20 protein-coding genes are annotated in these 24,576 nt (G+C 65.5%); 6 read left to right on the forward strand and 14 right to left on the reverse strand.

What is annotated here, in order from left to right; translation table 11 throughout:
* Positions 1–364 precede the first annotated feature (364 nt).
* The 3 genes from Q376_RS0100435 to glnE are packed head-to-tail and all read right to left on the reverse strand — an operon-like array spanning position 365 to position 6,732.
* Entirely contained in the window at positions 365–3,031 is a 2,667-nt protein-coding gene (locus tag Q376_RS0100435; protein ID WP_043445487.1) for an EAL domain-containing protein, read from the reverse strand.
* 42 nt (positions 3,032–3,073) lie between these two features.
* Positions 3,074–3,766 (reverse strand): response regulator transcription factor, encoded by a 693-nt coding sequence (locus Q376_RS0100440; protein ID WP_052364801.1) that lies wholly within the window; start codon positions 3,764–3,766, stop codon positions 3,074–3,076.
* A 2-nt stretch (positions 3,767–3,768) separates the two neighbouring features.
* Positions 3,769–6,732, reverse strand: coding sequence for a bifunctional [glutamate--ammonia ligase]-adenylyl-L-tyrosine phosphorylase/[glutamate--ammonia-ligase] adenylyltransferase (gene glnE, locus Q376_RS0100445; RefSeq protein WP_043445576.1), 2,964 nt, complete (start codon positions 6,730–6,732; stop codon positions 3,769–3,771).
* A 316-nt stretch (positions 6,733–7,048) separates the two neighbouring features.
* On the opposite strand from glnE, the gene Q376_RS0100450 reads away from it, so the two are divergent.
* Genes Q376_RS0100450 through Q376_RS0100460 form a run of 3 tightly spaced genes read left to right on the forward strand, consistent with a single transcriptional unit; the run spans position 7,049 to position 13,201 of the window.
* Positions 7,049–9,418: a 3-hydroxyacyl-CoA dehydrogenase/enoyl-CoA hydratase family protein gene (locus Q376_RS0100450; protein ID WP_027348621.1), complete on the forward strand. Its 2,370-nt coding sequence runs from the start codon at positions 7,049–7,051 to the stop codon at positions 9,416–9,418.
* Between the two features lie 42 nt (positions 9,419–9,460).
* Positions 9,461–10,669: an acetyl-CoA C-acyltransferase gene (locus Q376_RS0100455; RefSeq protein ID WP_027348622.1), complete on the forward strand. Its 1,209-nt coding sequence runs from the start codon at positions 9,461–9,463 to the stop codon at positions 10,667–10,669.
* Positions 10,670–10,714: 45 nt separating this feature from the next.
* Positions 10,715–13,201 carry an acyl-CoA dehydrogenase gene (locus Q376_RS0100460; RefSeq protein WP_027348623.1) on the forward strand — a complete coding sequence of 829 codons (2,487 nt, stop codon included), beginning with the start codon at positions 10,715–10,717 and terminating at the stop codon, positions 13,199–13,201.
* 16 nt (positions 13,202–13,217) lie between these two features.
* Here Q376_RS0100460 and Q376_RS24620 read toward each other — a convergent pair whose 3' ends face one another.
* Genes Q376_RS24620 through Q376_RS20900 form a run of 3 tightly spaced genes read right to left on the reverse strand, consistent with a single transcriptional unit; the run spans position 13,218 to position 14,070 of the window.
* Positions 13,218–13,316 carry a PhzF family phenazine biosynthesis protein gene (locus Q376_RS24620; protein ID WP_245598868.1) on the reverse strand — a complete coding sequence of 33 codons (99 nt, stop codon included), beginning with the start codon at positions 13,314–13,316 and terminating at the stop codon, positions 13,218–13,220.
* Complete coding sequence (locus Q376_RS20895; protein ID WP_155834067.1) at positions 13,313–13,798, reverse strand: GNAT family N-acetyltransferase; 486 nt, start codon at positions 13,796–13,798, stop codon at positions 13,313–13,315. Before Q376_RS20895 ends, Q376_RS24620 begins: the two co-directional genes overlap by 4 nt.
* The gene (locus tag Q376_RS20900) at positions 13,795–14,070 is read right to left on the reverse strand and encodes a DUF1127 domain-containing protein (RefSeq protein ID WP_052364802.1); all 276 of its coding nucleotides are present in this window, start codon (positions 14,068–14,070) and stop codon (positions 13,795–13,797) included. Before Q376_RS20900 ends, Q376_RS20895 begins: the two co-directional genes overlap by 4 nt.
* 239 nt (positions 14,071–14,309) lie before the next feature.
* On the opposite strand from Q376_RS20900, the gene Q376_RS20905 reads away from it, so the two are divergent.
* Entirely contained in the window at positions 14,310–15,782 is a 1,473-nt protein-coding gene (locus Q376_RS20905; protein WP_052364803.1) for an aminotransferase-like domain-containing protein, read from the forward strand.
* A 42-nt stretch (positions 15,783–15,824) separates the two neighbouring features.
* Here Q376_RS20905 and Q376_RS0100485 read toward each other — a convergent pair whose 3' ends face one another.
* Positions 15,825–16,157: a zinc ribbon domain-containing protein gene (locus tag Q376_RS0100485; RefSeq protein ID WP_027348624.1), complete on the reverse strand. Its 333-nt coding sequence runs from the start codon at positions 16,155–16,157 to the stop codon at positions 15,825–15,827.
* A 10-nt stretch (positions 16,158–16,167) separates the two neighbouring features.
* Positions 16,168–17,397 carry a formamidase gene (gene fmdA / locus Q376_RS0100490; RefSeq protein ID WP_027348625.1) on the reverse strand — a complete coding sequence of 410 codons (1,230 nt, stop codon included), beginning with the start codon at positions 17,395–17,397 and terminating at the stop codon, positions 16,168–16,170.
* 267 nt (positions 17,398–17,664) lie between these two features.
* On the opposite strand from fmdA, the gene Q376_RS0100495 reads away from it, so the two are divergent.
* Positions 17,665–17,955, forward strand: a complete 291-nt coding sequence (locus tag Q376_RS0100495; protein ID WP_027348626.1) for a nucleotidyltransferase family protein — start codon at positions 17,665–17,667, stop codon at positions 17,953–17,955.
* 53 nt (positions 17,956–18,008) lie between these two features.
* Positions 18,009–18,314 carry a HepT-like ribonuclease domain-containing protein gene (locus tag Q376_RS0100500; RefSeq protein WP_342665947.1) on the forward strand — a complete coding sequence of 102 codons (306 nt, stop codon included), beginning with the start codon at positions 18,009–18,011 and terminating at the stop codon, positions 18,312–18,314.
* A 163-nt stretch (positions 18,315–18,477) separates the two neighbouring features.
* On the opposite strand, the gene Q376_RS0100505 is transcribed toward Q376_RS0100500, so the two are convergent.
* From Q376_RS0100505 to urtA, 6 genes are all read right to left on the reverse strand, one after another.
* The gene (locus Q376_RS0100505) at positions 18,478–19,524 is read right to left on the reverse strand and encodes an aliphatic amidase (protein WP_027348628.1); all 1,047 of its coding nucleotides are present in this window, start codon (positions 19,522–19,524) and stop codon (positions 18,478–18,480) included.
* Positions 19,525–19,585: 61 nt separating this feature from the next.
* Positions 19,586–20,275 (reverse strand): urea ABC transporter ATP-binding subunit UrtE, encoded by a 690-nt coding sequence (urtE, locus tag Q376_RS0100510; protein ID WP_027348629.1) that lies wholly within the window; start codon positions 20,273–20,275, stop codon positions 19,586–19,588.
* Positions 20,276–20,287: 12 nt separating this feature from the next.
* Positions 20,288–21,034: an urea ABC transporter ATP-binding protein UrtD gene (urtD, locus tag Q376_RS0100515; protein WP_027348630.1), complete on the reverse strand. Its 747-nt coding sequence runs from the start codon at positions 21,032–21,034 to the stop codon at positions 20,288–20,290.
* On the reverse strand, positions 21,031–22,185 hold the full coding sequence (urtC, locus tag Q376_RS0100520) for an urea ABC transporter permease subunit UrtC (protein ID WP_027348631.1): 1,155 nt from the start codon (positions 22,183–22,185) through the stop codon (positions 21,031–21,033). The genes urtD and urtC overlap by 4 nt, the downstream gene beginning before the upstream one ends.
* Positions 22,186–22,200: 15 nt before the next feature.
* The gene (gene urtB / locus Q376_RS0100525) at positions 22,201–23,121 is read right to left on the reverse strand and encodes an urea ABC transporter permease subunit UrtB (protein WP_027348632.1); all 921 of its coding nucleotides are present in this window, start codon (positions 23,119–23,121) and stop codon (positions 22,201–22,203) included.
* A gap of 88 nt (positions 23,122–23,209) precedes the next feature.
* Positions 23,210–24,460, reverse strand: coding sequence for an urea ABC transporter substrate-binding protein (urtA, locus tag Q376_RS0100530; protein WP_027348633.1), 1,251 nt, complete (start codon positions 24,458–24,460; stop codon positions 23,210–23,212).
* Positions 24,461–24,576: the final 116 nt, after the last annotated feature.

Consider the following 24,576-nt stretch of genomic DNA (forward strand, 5'->3'; position numbering starts at 1 on the left):
CTTCATTGATGGTGAATACCTCCCCGCTCAGGGAGACATTGGCGTTACGTTCAAGAGAGGAGGCTTCACAGGTGTGGGGCATCATGGAGTGAGTGTCGCTGATCAGCGTTCTAGACGCCTCGGCCTGTCCTCTGACTTGAGCCATGGCCAAAATAATGACGACACGTCCCAAATACCAGACAGGGAGTCCAAAACCAGAATTTTCTTACATTCCGTTACGAGAGAAGCGATGCGCCGCGAACGGGCGAACTCAGAGGGGAAAAAGCGAAGAAAGACACTTCCCAGCGCGGCCAGGGCGGCCGCGCCAGTCACCATTGAAGTCGATACGGACGGTTCTACTGCGGTCAGACGGTCGACGCGCGGGTCAGCCGGCTGCTCGCCAGCGGAGCAGTTCGTCCGCATCCATGGGATGGGCGATCAGATACCCTTGCATGATCAAATCGTCGCCCAGCTTGCTCAGCCAGTAGCGATCCTGTTCACGCTCGAGCCCCTCGGCGACCACTCTGAGCCGCGCCACCCGCGCCATCCTCAGCACCAGCTGGAGCAGCGCGCGGCGCGGCTCGCTATCGGCGATGCCATCGATGAAGCTGCCGATCAGCTTGAGCTCGACAGGCCCGAAGCGCAGCAGCTCTTCGACCGCGAAGCCGTTGGCGCCGAAACCATCGATCGACAGGGAGCAGCCCAGCGCGCGAAGCGGCGCGAGGCGATTCAGCGTCGACGCTCCGCCGGCGAGCAGCTCCTCTCCCTTGACCTCCCATACCAGCGCCTGCGCGGGCCAACGATGACGGGCGAGCGCGGCCTCGAGCCCAGCGAGGAAACTGCGGCTGTCGGCAAGTTCGAGCGGCAAATGGCAGGAGACTCTGAGCTTTGGCCACCGCGCACTGCGGCATTTGGCCATCGTTTCCAGCGTCTGATCGAGCAGGCCCAGGGTCAGCGGTTCGAGCAGCCCCTGGCGCGCGCAGGCGCCGAGGAAGCTCACAGGGCGCAGCACCTCGTTGCCCGAGCGCCGCCAGCGCGCCAGCGCCTCGACCCCGCAGACCCTACCGCTTGCGTCCACCTGGGGCTGGAAGAACGGCACGAAATGGCCCTCCTCGATACCCAGGCGTATCTCCTCGACGAGAGGATCGCTGTCGTAGGCGCTCGATGCAGCGCTCGCCAACCGTTCCTCGATCAGCCGCTCGAGATGCAGGGTGAGTTCGACTACCCGGTGATAGCACGAAACCACGTCGGCCCCCATCGAGGTCGCGTCGTCATTCTCCTCCAGCGCAAGCTCCAGAGCCGCGGCTTGATCCGCAAGGGGAGCGAAGCGCAGGCTTTCGGCCCCGCCCTTGAGCCGATGAGCCAGTCGCTTGATCGTCACTCGCTCGCCGCCGTCGAAGGCATCGACCAGGGCGCTCAAATCCTCGCGATTGGTGTCGCGCATCGCATTGAGGAACTCACGCACGAACCCTTCGTTACCGCCGCCGAGCACCCGGAGCAGCTCCCCGTCCAGGCGTCCAGGCAGCGTAATGCCCTGGTCGTTGCCGAGATGGTGGGCAAGGCAATCGGCCAGCGCATCGACGGACCGATGCTTGCCGATCACCGCATCCACCTCCGATTCGAACCGTCTATCGAGCAGCGCTTCTCCGGCGCTTCGCACCACGATCAGCATCCGCGGCTTCGATGCCCGCATCCGCTCGTAGCGCCGCAGCAGGCGAATCAGTTGGAAGCCATTGAACCGGGGCATGTTCAAGTCGGTGATCAGTACATCGAAGGCATGCTTGCGCAGCAGGCTGCGCGCGGCATCTCCATCGGCAGCCTCGTACGCCAGTGCGCCCCAGCTTTCCAGGCAGTGGCGCAGCAGCATGCGAGTGGCATCGTGGTCTTCGACCACCAGCACCCGTCGGCCATTGAGGCTGGGCCTGGCGGCGGTCGAGACCTGCGGTTCGAAGCTCTCGACCACCGCGTGCTCCAGCGCGATACGCAGCAGGAAAGTGCTGCCACTGCCGTGGCGACTGGTCAGCGAAAGCTGTCCGCCCATCAGTTCGGCCAGACTGCGGCTGATGAACAGTCCCAGCCCGGTACCGATCGTCTGGCCATCCACCAGCCGCGAAAAAGGCTGGAACAAACGCTCCTGGTCGGCTTCCCGGATACCGATGCCGGAGTCCTCGACGCAGAGCGAAATCAGCTGACGACGACCGTCGCTGCTCAACGCTGCGTGCAGGCGCAGAACTATCTCGCCGCGCTCGGTGAACTTGAGCGCATTGCTGAGCAGGTTGGCGACCACTTGTCGCAGCCTGCGGCGGTCACCGCGCACCTCGAGACGCTCGGCATCCCCCATCTCGACGATGAAGCTCAGTCCCTTGGCTTCGATCTGGCCGGCGAACAGCTCGCTCAGCTCGTCCATCAGCTGGACCAGGTCGAAGTTCTCATAATGCAGCTGCAGCCGACCGGCCACCGCACTGGAGGCATCGAGCATGTCGTCGACCAGCCCGCACAGCTCCCGGGAGGTGGTCAGGGCGATCCCTCCCAACTGGCTGGCGCGCCCATCCTCGAGCAAGGTTTGCTGCAGCTCTAGGCTCGTGGTCACCGCGCTCAGCTGGGTGCGCAGCTCATGGCCGAGGTTCGCGAGCAGAGGATCACCCAGGCGCGCCGTTCGTCCCGGAGTCCACCTGCGCTCAGCGTTGAAGTCGAACGGGCGCCAGATCAGCTGGTAGAGCGGGCCGGCGGCATCCTCCCCGGCACGCAGCACCCAGCAAGGGCCGGATATGAAGCCACCGAAGAGCATCTCTTCGAGCATTCGCGGCTGCTGCGATTCGTCCTCGAACAGCTGCTCGATCATACTGATCACCTGCTGGGCATTCTCCGTGCCACCGAACAGCCGCGCCGCCCGCTCCGAGTCGGCGACGGGCAGGTATCGAGGGCACTCACCCAATACATCGGTGGCATGGGCATTGGCCCAGGCCACAGCGTAATCGCGCCGAAAGACCAATAGGGCGATCGGCAGGACTTCCCACCCTTCGAACAGAGCATCGCGCAAGGTTTGTCGCATCCATTCATCTCCCCGCTGGCGCGAGCGCGTCCCGATCCAGCGCTACTTCTGAAGCAGTTTTTCGAGCTCGAGCAGGCTGGAGACACCCAGCTTGGCAAGCAGCCGCTGCTTGTAGGTGCTGACGGTCTTCTCACTGAGGCACAGCTGCTCAGCGACGTCCTTGTTGCGTCGTCCTTGACGAAGCAGGGTATATACCATCATTTCGCGATCGGTAAGACGGGCCAGCGGCTCTTCCGCGAGCTCCTCCTCGTTGGTCCCGAGATCGGCGGCGGATGCTTCGTCCATCGGAGTTTCAGCGCTGCGCGGGCCTTCGAACTCGAACGGTTGGACGACGATCGTATTCAATACCCGCAATACCGCCCGCTCCAGGCCAAGCAGCGACTCCCGCTTGGAGAGAAAACCCTGGGCGCCCATCCGGGCCACGCGTGGACCATAGACGTCCGCGCTCATCCCCGAGATCACCAGGATCGGCGTTCGATCGTCGCGATAGCGCAAGCGACGGATGAACTCCATCCCGCCGAGCCCCGGAATGTCGAGATCGAGCAGCACGAGATGATAATGGTGCTCACGACACAGCCGCAGTCCTTCTCCGCCATCCCCTGCTTCCTCCACCTCGAAGCCGAGCCCAGCGAGCACGCCACGATAGCCCATCCGAATCGCAGGATGGTCATCGATCACCAGCACACGCTGGGGAAGCTTGCCTACGGCGTCGCGGGAGGCTGGTAGCGATTTCATGGTTATTTTGGCTCCATCCAAGCACGCCAACACTCGATCACCGCCTGTCTATGGGCGCTGAACTCACTCACCGACACCATCGAATCGCGCTTGGCCAGCGCGTTGAGATGACCGATATCCCGGTAGGCAAGATAGGCGTTTCTCAGCGCCCCGGCGTGTTCTATCGGCAGTTGACGCGATATCTCCAAGGTTTCGAGAATTCGCACGTTGTCACTGTAATCGAGCAGCGCCGGCACCTCGGCGCCGAGTGCCAGCACCGCGAACTGGTCGAGAAACTCGATGTCGACCAGGCCACCGGGATCGTGCTTGAGGTCGAAGCGCTCAGGGTCACGTCCACCGCTGCCGAGGTGTTCGCGCATCTTGGCGCGCATCGTGACCACGTCCTCGCGCAGCCGCTCCCGGTCACGCGGCTTGCCGAGCACTTCACGGCGCAGCGATTCGAACCGCTGCCTCAACAGTGTACTGCCAGCCACCGCCCTGGCCCGCACCAGCGCCTGGTGCTCCCAGGTCCAGGCATGGCGATGCTGATAGTCGGCGAACGCCTCGAGCGAGCTGACCAGCAGCCCGGCATTGCCCGAGGGACGAAGCCGCATGTCGACGTCGAACAGCATGCCGTTGGCGGTCACCGCGGTGAGCAAATGGATGATCCGCTGGCCGAGCCGGGTGAAGAACACCCCGTTGTCGATCGCCCGGGGCCCGCTGGTCGTGCCCTGGGGAGCGGCATCGTGGATGAAGACCAGGTCGAGATCCGAACCATAGCCGAGCTCGATGCCCCCCAGCTTGCCATAGCCGACGATGATGAAACCGGCGCGTCCCTCCTCGCACGAGGACTCTCCGCCCTGGGGTTCGCCGTAGCGGGCCACCAACCCCCGCCAGGCCATCGCCAACACGCGCTCGAGCACGACCTCGGCGATAAAGGTGAGATAGTCGCTGACGTTCATCAGCGTACGCGCACCGGCGAGGTCGGATGCGGCGACCGAGAGCACCTGGGCGTGCTTGAACACCCGTAGGGCCTCGAGCTGAGCCTCATCGTCGTCCTCGGGTATCCGCGCCAGGGTCTGGTCGAGCTCGGCGCGCAGGCGCTCGCGATCGGCGGGAGAATAGAGCGTCGCCGGGGTGAGCAGCTCATCGAGCAGCACCGGATGACGGGTGAGCTGCTCGGCGATCCAGGGGCTCGCCGCGCAGAGCCGGACCAGATGGACCCGGGCCGCCTCGCTTTCGCGCAAAAGCGATAGATAGGCAGTGCGCCTCAGCACCGACTCGATCAGCCCGAGCACTCGCTCGAGCGCGATGTCCGGCGGCTGGTCGAAATAGTGCCGGCGAAGACCCGGTGAGCGCTCCACCGCCTGCTCGCCGCCATCGGGATGCTCGCCGGCGACCGCCTCCAGCAGCATAGGCATCAGGGCATCGAGACGCTCGAGGCCGATGCGCTGCATCCCCTTCACCGCCTTCGAACGGCGCAGCGCCTCGATCCGGGCGAGCACCCGGGAAGGGTCGGCGAAACCGCGTGAGACGAGCAGCGCCTCGCCCTCTTCGCGATCCAGCGATGCCTCCCACAGCGCCCGCCACTCAGCGAGCGCCTGCTCGTCGCCGCTCGGCGCACGCTCCTGCGGCACGCTGATCACCGCCTCGAAATGGCCATGGACGCGACGACGCACCGCGACGAGCTCCGATTCGAGCTCGCCCCAGCCAGCGCGGCCCAGCGCAAAGGCCACTCGCTCACGGTCGAGCGAACTCGCAGGCAAGTCCTGGGTCTGGCGATCCTCGAGCGCCTGGAGTACGTGCTCCAGGTCGCGCAGCAGCAGATAATCCGCCTCCAGCTCCTCGACCACCCGGGCGGGGAGCAGCTCGAGTCGCGCCAGGCAGCGCAGGGCGCGTGCCAGCGACGGCGTCTGCAACTCGGTGTCGCGTCCGCCCCGGATCAGCTGGAACACCTGGACCACGAACTCGACCTCGCGGATCCCTCCCGCACCGAGCTTGATGTTGTCGGCGAGCCCGCGGCGGCGTACTTCGCGGTTGATCATCGCCTTCATCTCGCGCAGCGACTCGATCGCACCGAAATCGACGTAGCGCCGGTAGACGAAGGGCTTGAGCCTTTCGAGCAGCTCGCGACCAGCGTCTTTGTCCCCCGCCACCGGCCTCGCCTTGAGCAGCGCGAAGCGCTCCCACTCCCGCCCTTGGTCCTGATAGTAGCGATCCAGCGCGGCGAAGCTGCCGACCAACGGCCCGCCCTCCCCGAGCGGACGCAGCCGCATGTCGACTCGGAACACGAAACCTTCCGCGCTTGGCGCGTCCAGCGCACGAATCAGCTTCTGGCCGAGCTTGGTGAAGTACTCGAGATGGGAAAGCGAGCGCCGGCCCCCGCTGGTCTCGCCCTCGCATGGATAGGCGAAGATCAGGTCGATGTCGGAGGAGAGATTGAGTTCGCCGGCGCCGAACTTGCCCATCCCCAGCACTACCAGTCGCGAAGGGGTAGCGTCGGCAAGCGGTGCCGGGCGCCCCCAACGTGGGGCGAAGTGAGCCTCGAGCCAGCCGAGCGCCGCCTCGAGCATCGCTTCAGCGAGCTCGCTTACCGCACGCGCGGTGTCCCAAGCGCTTTCCACCGTGCTGGTGTCGCGGCAGAGATCCCGCCAGACGATGCCGACCATCCACTCGCGGCGCAGGCCGCGCAGCGCAGCGCCCAGTGCCTCCTCGTCGCCACAGCCTGCGCAGGCCTCGGCCAGCGTGGCGGCAAGCCGGGCCACGGGCGGTGCCTGGCGCAGCTCATCGCGCGCGGCGAGACGCGCAAGCAGCGTCGAATCGCGCTCGAGCGCCTCGAAAACGAAACGGGACACCGCGACGACGCGGCGAAATGCCTGCCCATCCACCTCCGCCACCGGCGGGACCAGCATGTCGAGACGCCTCTGGGTCGACTCCTCGAGATCGCCTGTCAACGCCTCACGGCAAAACTGCGACGCATCGGCCACTTTCAGCCTCCGTACTCCATCGGAATGCCAGAACACGTACTGCGGTACCTGCACCGCTATCCATTCCAAAAGCGCTGCTCCCAGTCCGGAACGAAGCGCTTCCCTCATCCTTTCGTACCAACCCCAGTCTAACCAACTCATCGACCGAGTCTCGGTTTCATTGCCTTTATCCGCAGTTTTCGGCGCAAAAGCCGCTCATTCGGCACGCCACCTCATCCTTTAGGCGACTACCCAAGGTGACATTGAAGCGATAGTTTCAAACGAACGTTTGAAACCGACGCCCGGATCGGTGTCGTTCGACAGAAGGAAGCTATCCATGCCTGCCAGACTAGAGATTCGCAAAGCCGCGGTGCTCGGTGCCGGCGTGATGGGCGCCCAGATCGCCGCGCAGCTGACCAACGCAGGGATCGAGACCCTGCTCTTCGACCTGCCGGCCGAAGGCGGGGACGAACGCGCGATCGCGCGAGAGGCGATCGCGCGCCTGGCCAAGCTCTCGCCCAGCCCGCTGGCCGAGCCAAGGCTGGCCGGTGCGATCACGCCGGCCGACTACGATGACGACATCGAGGCCCTGGTGGAATGCGACCTGGTGATCGAAGCGATCGCCGAGCGGCTCGAGCTCAAGCGCGCGCTCTTCGAGCGTATCGCACCGTATCTCAACGAGCGGGCGATGCTCGCCTCCAACACTTCAGGCCTTTCGATCGCGGCGATGGCCGCCACCCTGCCTGCCGGGCTGCGCGCGCGCTTTTGCGCCATGCATTTCTTCAATCCACCGCGCTACATGACTCTGGTCGAGCTGATCCCTTGTAGCGAAAGCGACCCTGCGCTGCTCGACCGGCTCGAGAGCTTTTTGGTCAGCGCCCTCGGCAAAGGCGTGGTACGTGCCAAGGACACGCCCAACTTCATCGGCAATCGCATCGGCGTGTTCTCGATGCTCTCGATCGTCCACCACGCACAGCGCTTGGGGCTCGGCTTCGACGAGGTGGATGCGCTCACGGGCCCAGCGCTGGGACGTCCTAGGTCTGCGACCTATCGCACCCTGGATGTGGTCGGCCTCGACACCATCGCCCATGTGATCGCGACGATGCGTAACGGCCTGCCCGATGACCCTTGGCATCGCCACTTCTCCACCCCTGCCTGGGCCGAACGGCTGATCGAGCGAGGCGCACTGGGGCAAAAAAACGGCGCCGGCTGCTATCGCAAGCGCGCAGGCCAAATAGAGGTGCTCGACCCGGACACGTTCGAATACGGCCCGGCCAGGGCGACCGTCGCCCCCGAGGTCGCAGCGCTGCTCGCGCTCGAGGAGCCGGGTGAGCGGCTCGAGGCCTTGCGTGCGAGCCATCATCCCCAGGCCCAGCTGGTATGGAGCAGTCTGCGGGACCTGTTCCACTACTGTGCGGCACAGCTGGAGCAGATCGCCGATCATGCCTTCGATCTAGACCTCGCCCTGCGCTGGGGCTACGGCTGGAAGCGAGGGCCGTTCGAAAGCTGGCAGGCGGCGGGCTGGAAACGCGTCGCCGGCTGGATCGAGGAGGAGATCGCGCAGGGCAAGACGATGAGCGACGCCCCGCTGCCTGCTTGGGTCACCGAGGTCGACGGCGTCTACCGCGCGGGCAGCGGCTATGCCCCCGCCACCGGCCGGTTCGAACACCGCGGCGAGCTTCCGGTCTACACCCGCCAGCGGGCCCCGGAGCGCCTGCTCGACGATCCGCTCGCGCCGGGCGAGACGGTGTTCGAGAACGCCGGCCTGCGAGCCTGGCACGACGGCGACGGCGTCCTGGTGGCGAGCTTCACCACCAAGGGGCACGTGATCTCCGCGGACGTACTCGCCGGCGTACGCGAATCGGTGGCGATCGCCGAGCGCGATTTCGACGCGCTGGTGCTCTGGCACCCTGAAGCGCCCTTCTCCTACGGCGCCGATCTCAAAGGTGCGATGGCGATGCTCGCCGGTGGCGAGCGGGACGCCTTTTCTCTGCTGGTCGCCGAATTCCAACGCACCAGCCAGACCCTCAAGTACTCGATGGTGCCGGTGATCGCGGCCATCCAGGGCATGACGCTGGGCGGCGGCTGCGAGCTGCAGATGCACTGCGCGCGTACGGTGGCCGAGCTCGAGAGCTACGTCGGCCTGGTCGAGGCCGGCGTGGGCCTGCTGCCCGCCGGCGGAGGGCTCAAGGAGTTCGCGCTGCGCGCAGCCAACGCCCAGGGTGACAAGGGCGATCTGTTCACTGCCCTGGCACCTCGTTTCGAGCGGGTGGCGCGCGCCCTGCCAGCGGGCTCCGCGCGCGAAGCCCAAGGCGCGGGGCTGCTGCGCGACGCGGACGTCGTGGTGATGAACCCGTTCGAACTGCTCCATGTCGCCCGCCACCAGGCCCGGGCGCTGTTCGAGGCGGGCTACCGCCCACCCTTGCCGGCGCGAACGATCCGCGTCGCCGGGCGCCCCGCGATCGCCAACTTCGATGCCCAGATCATCAACCTGCTCGAGGGTCGCTCGATCTCCGAGCACGACGCCGAGATCGCCCACCGGATCGCGGTCGTGCTCTGCGGCGGCGAGGTCGACGCCGATGAGCGGGTCGACGAGGCATGGCTGCTCGGTCTCGAGCGCGAGCACTTCGTCCAGCTCGCGATGAGTGAGAAGACCCAGGCCCGCATCCAGCACACCCTGAAGACCGGCAAACCGCTGCGCAACTGAGCGAAAGCGTAAGCGACCAGGCAACGAGAAAAGAGAACCGCCATGACCACATCGATCCAAGACGTCTACGTCGTCGCCGCCTGCCGCAGCCCGGTCACCAAAGCACCGCGCGGTGCCTTTCGCCATGTGCGCCCCGATGACCTGCTCGCCCACTGCCTGCGCGGGGCGCTGGCCCAGGCGCCCAAGCTCGATCCGGCCAGGATCGACGACTGCGTGATCGGCTGCGCGATGCCGGAGAGCTCGCAGGGGATGAACGTGGCGCGCATCAGCGTGCTGCTGGCGGGGCTGCCGCAGAGCATCGCCGGCCAGACCGTCAATCGCTTCTGCGCCTCGGGCCTGCAGGCGATCGCCACCGCCGCCGCGCGCATCCGCCTCGGTGAGGCGCAGCTGATGCTCGCCGGCGGGGTCGAGAGCATGTCCCAGGTGCCGATGATGGGCCACCGCCCGGCATTCAATCCGCGGCTGTTCGAAGACGGCATGCAGGGTGACGAGGTCGGGGTCGCCTTCGGCATGGGACTCACCGCCGAGCGGGTGGCGCGCCGCTGGCAAGTGCCGCGCGAGGCGCAAGATGCCTTCGCCTTCGCCTCCCACCAGAAGGCGCTCGCCGCGCAGGCCAGTGGCGAGCTGATGCGCTCGGCACTGCCGTTCGAGGTCACCGAACGTCATCCCGATCCAGCCACCGGCGCGGTGGCGCTGCGCCGGCGTCTGGTCGACGCCGACGAAGGCCCCCGCGCGGACACCAGTCTCGAGGCACTGGCGAAGCTGCGCCCCGCATTCTCCCGCGACGGCACGGTGACCGCGGGCAACTCGTCACAGACTTCCGATGGCGCCGCCGCGCTGCTGCTCGCTTCGTCCCAGGCGGTACGTGAGTTCGATCTCAGCCCGCTCGCCCGGTTCAAAGGCTTCGCCGTCGCGGGCGTGGCGCCCGAAGTGATGGGGATCGGCCCGGTGGCGGCGGTACCCAAGGCGCTGGAACAGGCCGGGATCGCGCTGGACCGGCTCGATTGGATCGAACTCAACGAGGCCTTCGCCGCCCAGGCGCTGGCGGTGATCCAGGAGCTCACCCTCGACCCCGCCAAGGTCAATCCGCTGGGCGGTGCGATCGCGCTCGGCCATCCGCTCGGCGCCACCGGGGCGATCCGCACCGCGATGCTGCTCCACGGTCTGCGTGAGCGCGGCCAGAAGTACGGCATGGTGACGATGTGCATCGGCACCGGCATGGGCGCGGCCGGGATCTTCGAGGCCCTCTGAGCGCGCTCTTCATCCATCGTCTCTTTGATCATCGGGGAGCGTCATATGATCACTCTCATCGCCTTGGTCGCTTTCGTTGCCCTCGGCTGGGCACTGGCGTTCTTCGCCATCCCACTGATCCAATCGATCGGCGCCTGGGCCGCGCTCTGGGTCTTGCTGCTCGCATTCGGCGCCCTCGCCCCCTGGCTCGCAGTGCTCGGCCTGCTGGTCCTGCTGGCGCTGGCCGCGTGCGCCATCCCAGCGGTGCGGATGCGATGGCTGAGCGCGCCGATGATGCGCTACATGAACGAGACGCTGCCGCCGATGTCGGCCACCGAGCGCGAAGCGATCGAGGCTGGCGAGCCCTGGTGGGAGGCCGAGCTGTTCTCCGGTCGTCCCGAATGGCGCAGGCTGCTCGAGTTCGATTACACCGAGCTCAGCGAGCGGGAACGGCGCTTCCTCAATGAAGAGGTGGAGACGGTCTGCGAAATGACCAACGACTGGCAGGCCGATTTCGAGCTCAAGGACCTGCCCGAGGAGGTGTGGCGCTACCTGCGCGACAACCGCTTCTTCGCCATGCTGATCGACGAAGCGCACGGCGGTCTCGGCTTCTCGGCCTATGCCCAGTCGGCGGTGGTGACCAAGCTCGCCACCCGATCGGTATCGCTGGCGGTCACGGTGATGGTGCCCAACTCGCTCGGTCCGGGTGAGCTGCTGCTCAAGTACGGCACCGAGGCACAGAAGGAGAAATGGCTGCCAGGGCTGGTCTCGGGCCGCGAAATCCCCTGCTTCGGCCTCACCGGGCCCGAGGTCGGCTCGGATGCCACCGCACTGCCCGACACCGGGGTGGTCTGCCATGGCGACCATGAGGGAGAGCGGGTGCTCGGTCTGCGGCTGAACTTCTCCAAGCGCTGGATCACCCTGGCACCGGTAGCCACGGTGATCGGCCTCGCCTTCAGGATGAGCGACCCCGACGGGCTGATCGATCCGGACAAGCGCGACTACGGGATCAGCTGCGCGCTGATCCCGGCCAACACTCGCGGCGTCTCGATCGGCCGGCGCCACTATCCGAGCGGAGCCTTCATGAATGGGCCGATCCTCGGCCGCGATGTGTTCGTCCCGCTCGACCATCTGATCGGCGGCGTGGCGATGGCCGGCCAGGGCTGGCGAATGCTGGTCGAGTGCCTGTCCGCCGGACGCGGCATCTCGCTGCCGGCGCTGGCTACCGCCGCCGGCCAGGGCACCTACCGCTCGGTCGGCGCCTACGCCCGCATCCGGCGCCAGTTCCGCCTGCCGATCGGCCGCTTCGAAGGCGTCCAGGAGGCGCTGGCGCGCATCGCCGGCAAGACCTACCTGCTAGAGGCGTCGCGCGCACTGACCGCTTCGGCGGTCGACCACCTCACCCCTTCGGTGGTGACCACCATCGCCAAGTACCATATGACCGAGCTGATGCGCCAAGTGATCAACGACGGCATGGACGTGATGAGCGGTCGCGCGGTGCAGCTCGGTCCGCGCAACCCGATCGGGCTGAGCTACAAGGTGGTACCGGTGGCGATCACCGTCGAGGGCGCCAACATCCTCACCCGCAGCCTGATGATCTTCGGCCAGGGAGCGATGCGCTGCCATCCGTTCCTGCTCGAGGAGATGCGCGCGGCAGCCGACCAGGACCTCGCCGGCTTCGACCGGCTTCTGAGCGCCCATATCGGCACCGCGCTCAACCGCGCCGCGCGCAGCTTCACTTTCGCGCTGTTCGGTGCAAATCTCGCCCGTTCGCCGCTAAAGGGCCCCACCGCGCGTCATTTCCAGGCGATCGAACGGCTGTCGGCCTCGCTGTTCGTCGTCGCCGATCTCGCAATGGCGAGCCTCGGCGGCGAGCTCAAGCGGCGCGAGAAGCTCTCGGCGCGCCTTGGCGACGTACTCAGCCAGCTCTATCTCGCCAGCGCCGCGCTCAAGCACTATCACGCCCGCCAGCGCGCGAGCGAAGTGGATGAAGACGAGCGGCTGCATCTCGATTGGGCGGTCCAGCACTGCCTCCACACGGCGGGAGGGGCGCTGGAAGGCTTCATCCGCAACCACCCCTCGCGCGCGCTCGCCGCGCTCCTGCGCCTGCTGGTCTTCCCGCGCGGCAACCCCTACCAGCCGCCCTCCGACCGCCTCGGCGGCAGGCTCGCCGCCCTGTCGATCGAGCGCAGCGAGTTCCGCGAGCGCCTCACCTGGCTGACCTTCCGCTCCAAGCGCGAGGACGATCCGGCCATCCAGCTCGAGCGCGCCTTCGCGCTGTGCCTGGAGATCGAGCCGGCCTACGAGCGGTTGCTCAAGGCGGTGGCCAAGGGCGAAGTGGCGGGCGCTACGCTGATCGAGCAGCTGCGTGATGGGACCAGCAAAAGGGTGATCAGCGAAGAAGAGGCGCGCAGGATCGAGGCGTTCGACGCCGAGCGCTTCGAGGCGCTGCTGACCGATGACTTCGACCCCGCCTACATCGCCGGTGATCACGGCATCGAGAATGCCGAGCAGCAGTTCGCCAACACGCTGTCTCGCCAGCGGGTCGATTGAACGCCGACGGATTGGTTCATAGCGCGAGCCCGCCGGCTTCGCTGAACACCGCCAGCGGGTTGCCGGTGAACGGCGTTGCGGTGAACACGTCGAGCAGCGCGTAGTGGTACTTCATCGCATCCCATCCTCGCTGGCTGAGTAGAGATCGGTTTTGACGATCGCCATCAGGTTGGCGGGGACTTCCGGCACGCTGAAGCCGTGGCCGGCATACAGCCCATGGGCATCACGGGTCACCAGCATGAAGCGGCGCAGGGCTTGGAGCTGCGGATGGGCGAGCACACACTCGACCAGCCATTTGCCGAGCCCGCGCCCACGAGCCTGGTCGACGACGAAGACATCGGCCAGCCAGGCGAACGTGGCGCAATCGCTGATCACCCGCGCGAAGCCGAGCTGGCGGTGCTCGTCGAACAGCCCGAAGCACAGCGAATTGGCCAGCGCGCGCTCCACCAGCGCCCGAGGGATACCGCGTGCCCAGTAGCTGTGCTCGCTCAAGAAGCGATGGATCAGGGCAAGGTCAAGCGCCGCCGGGTCACAGTCGACCCGATACTCCGCGCGTTGCCATCGGGCATGCGCCGGGCCGGAGTTCGACGGGCTCACCGCCGGCTCTCCAGCTCGCTCAAGCCGCCGCGCTTGACCGGCGGGCACTCCCACCACTCGGGCGTTTGCTGCATCTCGCCAGCAAGCCAGAATGGCAGTCTCGCTTCGCGCAGCGCCTCACCATGGGTAATGCCGATATCACGCAGCTGCTCTGGGCTGAGCGCGGCGAGCTGAGCGCGGGTGGTCGAGCGCCGCAGCCAACGCTTTAGCAGCGCGATCAGCCGGGCGCGCGGGGTCGAGGGCAGGTTCGGGGAGTGCAGGGGCGCATTCATGGCAGCCTCCGTGGACAGTGCGTCCGTGGACGGAAAGGGATGCGTCCAGCCTAGAGAGAAGGCTTCAACCAACACAGCGCCAAAAAAGTGCTTTTTTCACCATACAGATGCCCTCGCACGGCTTCTGTATGCTGAGTGAAAGCGGCATCTGTACCGTTACAAGCGGGGTTGGATGGATACAGAATGGGATCGACGACGCCCGCACCATCGCCGCCCCCACACTCCGTCGAGATGCGCCAATGAATCGCTACGAACGCCTTGCCTGCGAACTGCGCAGCCGTATCGAAGAGGGCTACTACCAGGCCGGGGAACGGCTGCCCTCGGTCCGCGACCTGGTAGAGGCCCACCGGGTCAGCATCTCCACAGTCCAGCACGCCTACCAGCTGCTCGAATCCGGCGGGCTGATCGAGGCACGGCCGCGCTCCGGGCACTTCGTTCGCCCGCGCCGCGAACGCCCACCGCCGCCTTCGATCGGCCGCGCGATGCAGCGCCCAGTCGAAGTCTCGCAGTGGGATCAGGTGCGCGAAGGCACCTGCCTGCTGCCCAACTCGAAGACCTTCTATCTTGGTCGAGGCATGCCCGACATCGATGCCCCGACCCTGCGTCCGCTGCTGCGGGCATTGAGCCGCCACGCCCGGCGCCAGAGCCTGGTCACGCTCAACTACGACTCGCTGCAGGGACAGCGCCCGCTACGCGAGCAGATCGCACGGCTGGCGCTCGGTGCGGAGAGCCACCTGCACCCGGACGACCTGGTGATCACCACCGGCTGCCACGAAGCGATCTCGATCGCGATGCGCGCCGTGGGTGAACCCGGCGCGATCATCGCGGTCGACTCGCCGAGCTTCTATGGCTCGCTGCAGGCGATCCGCTCCTATGGCATGAAGGTAATGGAGATACCGACCGACCCTTCGCGCGGCATCAGCCTCGACGCCTTGGAACTGGCGCTCGAGCAGTGGCCGATCCGGGCGATCCAGGTCACCCCGAGCTGCAACAACCCACTCGGCTACGGCATGCCGCTGGAGCACAGGCGCGCGCTGTACGCCCTCGCCCAGCGCTTCGATGTGATGATCATCGAGGACGACGTCTACGGTGATCTCGAATATGCCTTTCCGCGCCAGCCGACGATCAAGTCGCTGGATACCGATGGCCGGGTGCTGCTGTGCGGTTCGTTCTCCAAGACCCTGGCGCCGGGCCTGCGGATCGGCTGGATCGCCCCCGGACGACACTTCGAGCGCGCGATGCACATGAAGTACGTCGGCACCGGCTCGACCGCGACCCACGCCCAGCTGGCACTGGCCGATTTCATCGAGGAAGGCCACTACGACCCTCATCTGCGGCGCATCCGCGCGCAGTACCTGCGCAACCGCGACGCGATGCTCGATGCGGTCGCCGCCCATTTCCCCGCCTCCACCTACGCCAGCCGCCCGCAGGGGGGCTTTCTGCTCTGGCTCGAGTGCGCCCCCGAGCTCGACAGCATCGCGCTGAACCAGCGCCTCGCCGAGCAGAATGTGCGCATCGCACCGGGCCCGATGTTCTCCGCGGTGGGCAAGCACCGCAACTGCCTCCGGATCAACTACGCCACCTTCGACCCCCAGGTGGAAGCAGCCGTCGCCCGGGTAGGCGCTGAGGTCGCGCGGATGCTCGAGGAGGCGGACCAAGCCCCCTCGGCCCAGCGCACCGAAGACGCAGAAGCCGCCGAAGCCGCACGATGAGCGCAAGCCGCACGCGGCCCGGCGTTCAGTGGTCCAAAAGCGTCAGTGACTGATCATCCAAGGTCGGGCGGAGGGAAACAGCTTCTCGCCCTGCGCGGTATAGAACACGTTGGGCTTGCGCCTTGCGTGGTGACAGCACCCTTGTTCCCGCTCCGAGTGCTGGCTGCCGGAGCGCGGCTCATGCGCGGCCCGCTCGTTGCGCGCGATTGCCCGGCGCTTTTCCGGCGCCATCGCCAGCACGCTGGGGGCGAGCAGGATCACTCGGGGCGACGCCAGCCCGCAGCCGGGGCAGGGATGACGCTCGCCCGAGGCGCTCACCGGCACTAGCGCGTGGAACAGGCCGTGGTCCACGCACTTGTAGTCATATAGCGGCATGGCGTTCTCCTCATTCGTCCTTGGCCAACGGCAGGTCCACGCCTGCCTGGACCATCGGTTCGGGACCATCGGCATTGGGTTTGACGTCGAATTCGAAGATGTCGGTGGGCAGCCATAGGGTGGCGCAGGCGTTGGGGATGTCCACGACTCCGCTGATGTGCCCCTGCACCGGCGCGCAGCCGAGCAGAGAATAGGCCTGCGCCCCGCTGTAGCCGAACTTCTTGAGGTACTCGATGGCGTTGAGCACCGCCTGGCGATAGGCCACGTGCACGTCCAGGTAGTGCTGCTCGCCCTGCTCGTCCACCGAGATGCCTTCGAAGATCAGATAGTCGTCGTACTTGGGCGTGATCGGGCTCGGCTTGAAGATCGGATTCTTGATCGCGTACTTGGCCATGCCATCCTTGATCAGGTTGACGCGCAGGTGGATCCAGCCGGCCATCTCGATGGCACCGCAGAAGGTGATCTCGCCATCGCCCTGGCTGAAGTGCAGATCGCCCACCGAGAGCCCCGCGCCCTTCACGTAGACCGGGAAGTAGATCTTGGCCCCCCGCGACAGATCCTTGATATCGCAGTTGCCGCCGTGCTCGCGGGGCGGCACGGTGCGCGCACCCTCGGCTGCGGCGCGCGCCTTGGCTTCACCGCTGAGCTTGCCCATGTGCGCGGTACCAGCGTAGGGCAAGGTGGCGAGCGCGGGCACCCGCTCGGGCTCGCTGTCGTAAAGCGCCTTCTCGCGCAGGTTCCACTCCTCGAGCATCGCCTGGGAGGGCAGGCAACCGATCAGCCCCGGATGGATCATCCCGGCGAACTCGACCCCGGGAATATGCCGTGACTTGGTGAACATGCCGTTGAATTCCCAGATCGACTTCTGCGCCTCGGGGAAGTGCTCGGTGAGAAAACCGCCACCGTTTCGTTTGGAGAAGAAGCCGTTGAAGCCCCACTGGCTCTCCTCGAAGGTACCGATGTCGAGGATGTCCACCACCAGCAGGTCGCCGGGCTCTGCGCCCTCCACCCCCACCGGGCCGGAGAGGAAGTGCACCTGGGTGAGATCCACGTCGCGCACATCGGCGGCGCTGTCGTCATTGTGGATCTGACCGCCGGTCCAGTCGTGGCACTCGACGATGAAATCGTCACCGGGCTTGACCATCGCCGCCATGGGAATGTCCGGGTGCCAGCGGTTGTGGACCTGCTCGTTTTCGTAGGGCGAGCTGCTCAGATCGATCTTGATGATGGTGTCGGCCATGGTCTGGGTTCCTTGGGCTGCGTTGATCCGATGGAAAGCGGCGTGGTCGAGCCACCGGCACGACGGCAGCGCCTTCCCACCCATCCCACTATCGACAAACGCAGACGACGCCACTATTGGTGAAAGCACCACCGCGACTACGTCATTCGACGTATTGCCCGGCATCGGTGGAACGCCCTCCAAGGCATGCGTCACGGCTCGATTAATCCGGCATCCCCGAACATGCGATACATTGGCCAAAAGTGCATTCCGTCGGGAGCCATTCACATGCTGCTGGATGAACTGCATCGACAACGAGATACCATCGAAGCGCTCGCACGCCGCTATGGTGCACGTCGGATTCGGGTGTTCGGCTCGGTGGCCCGAGGGGAAGAAGGTCCCGATAGCGATGTGGACTTTCTGGTCGAGTTCGAGCCCGGTTACGACCTGTTCACTCAGTGGCTCCCCTTAGCCGAACGCCTGGAAGAGATCACCGGGCATCGGGTCGATTTGATTCCCGAGCATGAATTGAATCGGCACCTGCGCAGCCGGGTCTTGTCGGAGGCCAGAGAGATATGAGCCAAGGCAGGACCTAGGACTGGTCGCTTTATGCCCGGCATATTCTGGACACCATCGGCAAACTGGAGCGAATACGCGCACGTGACGATATTCGGCGGGACGAAGTGCTATTCGACGCCGCCTTGCGCAATCTCCAGACATTGTCCGAGGCGACACAACGGCTTCCCGACGATATCAAAACGCAATACCCCGACATTCCCTGGCGGCAAATCAGCGGCTTTCGCAACGTTCTGGTTCACAATTATCTAGGGGACATCGCCCCCCAGACCGTTCAGTCGGTCATCGAGGATCATTTGCCACCGCTGGAAGTGGCCGTCTCCAACATGCTCGGAGACAGCGGTGAGCCGGACGTGCGCTGACCATGCCAGGATCAATCGTCTGGCGGACCCTGAGGCTGCACGGGCTCGAACAGGAAGCGCGAGAGCCGTTCAGAGACCGGGGAGTGGCGTTCGCCGGCGAGTTGCCGGCGCTGCTCCGCCAGCCGGTCATTGATGAATGGCGTGGCCCGCGCCTTGTCTGGTTTCAGCCGCCGGCGGTCCGCTCCTTGCCCTCGACCGGCAGCTCACCCACCGGGCACTGCGCCACGCCGATGGTGCTGCGGGTGATCGCTTCGACGTTCTCCTGGGCCTTCTGCGCGTCCGTTACCCAGGTGCGGTAGAACTCGAAGGGGCAGTCAGCGATGCCCTTATCGCCATCGCCGGAGGCGTGCACCCCGGTGTAGCCGCGATGCAGCAGCTTGAACAGGTGGTTCTCGGACTGGTCATTGGCGCGGGCGTCACGGATCTGGCCGATGGAGAGCTGGGCGTACTGGATGCCCATCTCCTCCTCGCCGCATTCGCCCAGGGTGCGGCCGTCGAAGCCGATGATCGCCGAGTGGCCGAAGTAGGAGTAGACGCCGTCGAAGCCGGCGGCATTGGCCACCGCCACGTAGCAGTTGTTGGCCCAGGCCATGGTCTTGGCCATCAGCACCTGCTGCTCCTTGGACGGGTACATGTAGCCCTGGCAGCGCACGATCAGTTCGGCCCCTTTCATCGCGCAGTCGCGCCAAATCTCCGGGTAGTTGCCATCGTCGCAGATGATCAGGCTGATCTTGATGCCCTTCGGCCCGTCGCTGACGTACGTGGTATCGCCGGGATACCAGCCCTCGATGGGGCACCAGGGAATGCACTTGCGATACTTCTGCCGTACCTGCCCGAGGTTGTCGATCAGCACCAGCGTGTTGTAGGGCGCCTTGCGCGGGTGCTCCTCGTGACGCTCGCCGGTGAGCGAGAACACGCCCCAGGTATTCGCCTCCCGGCAGGCGGCGGCGAAGATGGCAGTCTCATCGCCCGGCACGGTGGCGGCGGTGGCCATCATCTCGTCTCGGTCATACATGATGCCCATGGTGCTGTATTCCGGGAACACCACCAGATCCATACCCGGCAGGCCAATCTTCATGCCTTTGATCATTTCGGCGATGTCGCGGGCATTGGCCAGCACTTCGTCGCGGCTATGCAGGCGCGGCATCTTGTAGTTGACCACCGCGACGCCCACGGTGTCGTCGCTGCTGGAAATATCTCCATGACGCATCAGCTGTTCCTCTTTGTTTTTGGTCTGCTTTTGGTCGTAAAAACCGCCTCGAACGCAATGGTCAAACCGACAAGTAGCTGGCGATCTTCTCCTGGTTGGCGCTCTTGCCCTCCTCCTCGTGGATGAACTTGCCCTTCTCGATCACCACCAGGCGGTCGGCGATCGACATGGTGAAACTGAGCACCTGCTCCGATACCACGATGGAGATCTTCTTCAGCCGGCGTATCTCGTTGAGGGTGTGGGCGATGTCTTTGATGATCGAGGGCTGGATGCCCTCGGTCGGCTCGTCCAGCAGCAGCACTTTGGGCTCAGAGACCAGCGCCCTGGCGATGGCCAGCTGCTGCTGCTGCCCGCCGGAGAGATTGCCCCCCTTGCGGCCGCGCATGTCGCGCAGCACCGGAAAGAGCTCGAAGATCTCATCCGGCACCTTCTTGGTCTTGACCGTCTCCAGTCCCGACTCGATGTTCTCCATCACGGTCAAACTGGGGAAGATCATTCGCCCCTGCGGGACATAGGCCAGGCCCGCCGCTACCCGCTCATGGCTGGGCAGCTCGTTCAGCTCGCGGCCGTCGAGCACGATGCTGCCCGAACTGGCCGGGAGGATGCCGATCAGCGACTTGAACAGCGTGGTCTTGCCCATGCCGTTGCGGCCCATGATCGCCAGGGTTTCATCCGCGGCGGTGGAGAAGTCGATGCCATGAATGACCTCGCTCTGGCCGTAGCTCACTCGTAGATCCCTCACTTCCAGCATCGCGGTGCCCTCTCAATGACCCAGATAGACGTCGATGACGCGCCGGTCCTGCTGCAGCGCCTCCATCGCCCCCTCGGCGAGTATTTTCCCCTGGTGCAGCACGGTCACCTTGCCGCCCAGGGATTTCACGAACGCCATGTCATGCTCGATCACCACCACCGAGCGACCCTTGGCGATGGTCTTGAGCAGCTGCGCCGTCTCCAAGCGCTCGCTCAGGCTCATCCCGGCCACCGGCTCGTCGAGCAGCAAAAGCTCTGGGTCCTGGATCAGCAGCATGCCGATCTCGAGCCACTGCTTCTGGCCATGGCTCAGCAGTCCAGCCTCCTGCTCCAGCTTGTCGTCGAGCTGGATCTCCCGCGCTACCTGGCGAATTCGCTCAACGACCTCCTCGTCGCGCTTGAAGGCCAGGGCGCCGAATACGCCACGCCCCCGAGGGTAGGAGGCTTCGAGGTTGTCGAACACCGTCAGCCCTTCGTAGATGGAGGGGTTCTGGAACTTGCGACCCACGCCCTCCCAGACGATGCGGTGCTCGCTCATGCGGGTGAGCTCCTTACCCTTGAACTTGATCGACCCCTCGGTGGCCCGGGTCTTGCCGCAGATCAGGTCCAAAAGCGTGGTCTTGCCCGCGCCGTTGGGGCCGATCACCACCCGCAGCTCGTTTTTGTCCATGTAGAAGGACAGGCCCTCGATCGCCTTGAAGCCGTCGAAAGAGACGGTGAGATCCTCGATGGCAAGCAGAAAATCGGTGTTCGAGCTCATCGCCGTCCCTCCGTGGCGCTGTCCTGCGGTAGAGAGGACGGGGGCGGCGGTGGTGCACGGCGCGAACCCTTGAGCCTTGAGAGCACCCGCTTGCCGTAGCGCTGGTAGACGCTGGCAAGCCCATAGGGCAGCACCAGCACCACCAGGATGAACACCGTGCCGATCATCACCTGCCACAGCTGGGGATAGGCTTCGGCGAACAGGGTCTTGGCGTAGCTGACCAGCAGCGCGCCGTAAACCCCGCCGAGCAGCGACAGGCGACCGCCCACGGCGGCGAAGATGACGAACTCGATGGAGGGCACGATGCCAACGAAGGAGGGCGACATGAAGCCGACCTGGAGGGTGAACATCGCCCCCCCGATCCCCGACATGAACGCCGCCAGGCAGAAGATGAAGATCTTGAAATCGGCCACGTCGTAGCCGGAGAAACGCACCCGGTCCTCGCGGTCGCGAAGCGCAGTGAGAATGCGCCCGTACTTGCCGTTGAGCACCCAGCGCCCAAGCAGCACGCAGCCGATCAGAAGCACTGCGTTGAGGTAATAGAACAGGTACTGGGCGGACTCGTCGCGAATGTCCCAGCCCTTGAGCGTGCGCAGGTCGGTGATGCCGTTGATGCCCCCGGTATAGCCCTGCTGGCCGACGATCAGGATGGTCAGCACCACCGCCAGCGCCTGGGTGATGATGGCGAAGTAGACGCCGCTGACCCGGCGCTTGAACATCGCATAGCCGATCACGAAGGCGAATGCGGCCGGCAGTACCAGCACCGCGACCAGGGTGAAGGCCAGGCTTTCGAACGGCACCCAGAACCACGGCAGCTCGGTGATCCGGTTCCAGTCCATGAAGTCGGGAATCCCCGGCGTGGTCTGGATGCGGGTGCTCTCTGGATCGGAGGCCTCGAGCTTGAGGAACATCGCCATGGCGTAGCCACCGACGCCGAAGAAGATCCCCTGGCCGAGGCTCAGGATGCCGCCGTAGCCCCAGCACAGCACCAGCCCGACGGCGACGAAGGCATAGGTCAGGTAGCGCCCGGCCAGGTTCAGCCGGTAGAGATCCAGCAGTGCCGGCATCGCGACCAGCAGCACCGCCGCCAGGATCAGGATGCCGAGGGGGCCGCCGTGGCGGCCGCGGAGAAAACCGGGAAGCTTGATCATCGCAAGAGTGCTCCTTTAGCGCCGGACCTTGCTGGCCACCAGCCCTTCCGGGCGAAGCAGCAGGATGACGATCACCGTCAGCAGGGTGAGCACCTTGGCCATCGATCCGCCCATGAAGAACTCCATCACCGATTGGGCCTGGGCGATGGAGAAGGCCGAGGCGATGGTGCCGATCAGGCTGCCCGCGCCGCCGAAGACCACCACCAGGAAAGTGTCGACGATGTAGAGCGATCCACTCGTCGGCCCGGTGGAGGAGATGGTGGTGAATGCCGCTCCAGCGATACCGGCGATGCCGCAGCCGATCGCGAAGGTCATGCGGTCGACCCGCTTGGTATTGATCCCCACCGCGCCGCTCATCTCGCGGTTGGCGGTGGTGCATCGCACCCTCAGCCCCCAGCGCGAGCGATAGAGGAACCACCACACCGCGGCGGTGACCAGCACGGTGAGCAGCATGATCGCCAGGCCGTTCAGCGGGATGTCGATGATCATCGTCGGGCGATAGGAACCGCGCAGCCAGTCCGGTACCGGCACGCTCACTTCACGGGCACCGAACGCCGAGCGAAAGCCCTGCTGCATGATCAGCGCCAGCCCCCAGGTGGCCAGCAGGGTATCCAGCGGCCGGTGATAGAGATGTCGGATCAGAAGCCACTCGATCAGATAGCCGGCCACGAAGGCGGCGAGGAACGCCACTGGAATGGCCAGCAGCACCGCGATATCCGTGCCCGCCGGCAAATGGCGCAGGGCGCCGGAGAGCAGGTAGGAGGCATAGGCACCGATCACCATGAACTCGCCATGGGCCATGTTGATCACCCGCATCTGGCCATAGATGATCGCCAGCCCCAGTGCCATCAGCAGCAGCACGCTGAAGAAGCTCAATCCAGCGAAGCCTTGCATGACGAAGATGGCGGTTAGATCTTGCGCGCTGAATCCACCCATGGTGGCTTCCCCCTGTAGCAGGCAGCGTTAGGCGAAACGTCTCGGTGGGCCGCGGCGACGCGGGGGTCGCCGCAGGCAGGGGCGCGGCTTACTGATAGCCTTCCGGGAAAGGATTGGGCTCGATCGGCTCGGACTCCCAGACCACCGTCGCCTGGCCATCATTGTTCCAGCGCCCGATCCGGGTCTGGCTCCATAGGTGACGATTCGGGTGCACCTTGACGTAGCCTTCGGGCGCGGTGGTCAGCTCGATGTCGGCCATGGCGGCGGAGACCGCATCGATGTCGAAGCTGCCGGCCTTCTCCACCCCGGCCTTCCAAAGCCAAGGGCCGAGATAGGCGGCCTGGGTCACGTCGCCGATCACGCTATCCTCGCCCCAGCGCTGCTTGAAGGCTTCGACGAAGGCGGCGTTGTTGTCGTTGTCGAGGCTCTGGAAGTACTTCATCGAGGAGAAGAAGCCCTCGACGTTCTCACCGCCGATGCCCAGCACCTCGTCCTCGGTGACAGAGATGGTCAAAAGCTTCTGGTTCTCGGCGTTGATCCCGGCGGCATTGAGCTGGCGGAACCACGCCACGTTGCTGCCGCCGACCACGGCGGCGAAGATCACGTCGGGATTGCGCAGCCGGATGCGGTTGATGTTGGAGCCGAAGGAGGTGTGGCCGAGGGGTGCGTAGTCCTCGCCCAGCACCTCGCCGCCGAGCACGTCCTCGATGTGGATGCGCGCGATCTTCATCGACGTGCGCGGCCAGATGTAGTCGGAGCCGATCAGGTAGAAAGTGCGAGCGCCCTGCTCGTTCCATGCCCAGTCGATGCCGGCGAGGATCTGCTGGGTGGCTTCCTGGCCGGTGTAGATCACGTTGGGAGACTGTTCGAGCCCTTCATAGAAGGTCGGGTAGTAGAGCAAGCCGTTCTCACGCTCGAGCACCGGCAGCATCGCCTTGCGCGAGGCGGAGGTCCAAGCGCCGAAGATCGCCGCCACCTTGTCCTGGGTCAAAAGCTTGCGGGTACGGTCGGCGAAGGTCGGCCAGTCGCTGGCGCCATCCTCGATGATCGGCTCGATCTGGCGGCCCAGCACTCCGCCCTGGGCGTTGATCTGCTCGATCGCCAGCCGCTCCGCCTCCACCGATCCGGTCTCGCTGATCGCCATGGTGCCGGTCAGGGAGTGCAGGATACCGACCCGTACCGTATCGTCGGTGACCGCAAGGCCGGTGGTATTGATCTCTTCGGTGGGCGAGTTGGCGAGAGCGAAGGTGGACAGCGCAAGCGCCACCGGCAGTGCCATCAGTCCCATCGTCAGGCTGCGCCACGGCGTCGGCGAACATGGGTATTGGATCGTTTTCATGGTTGTCCCCTGGTCAGCGTCTTCGATGGGAATCACTCTGAGTCCCTCGGCTAGCCAGTATGGGAACCGCGCCCCGATCGGCCCATGCGGGAAATACTCCAGGCCACTACGTCATT

Origin of the sequence: Halotalea alkalilenta DSM 17697, assembly GCF_000621205.1 — a bacterium.
GTDB lineage: Bacteria > Pseudomonadota > Gammaproteobacteria > Pseudomonadales > Halomonadaceae > Halotalea > Halotalea alkalilenta.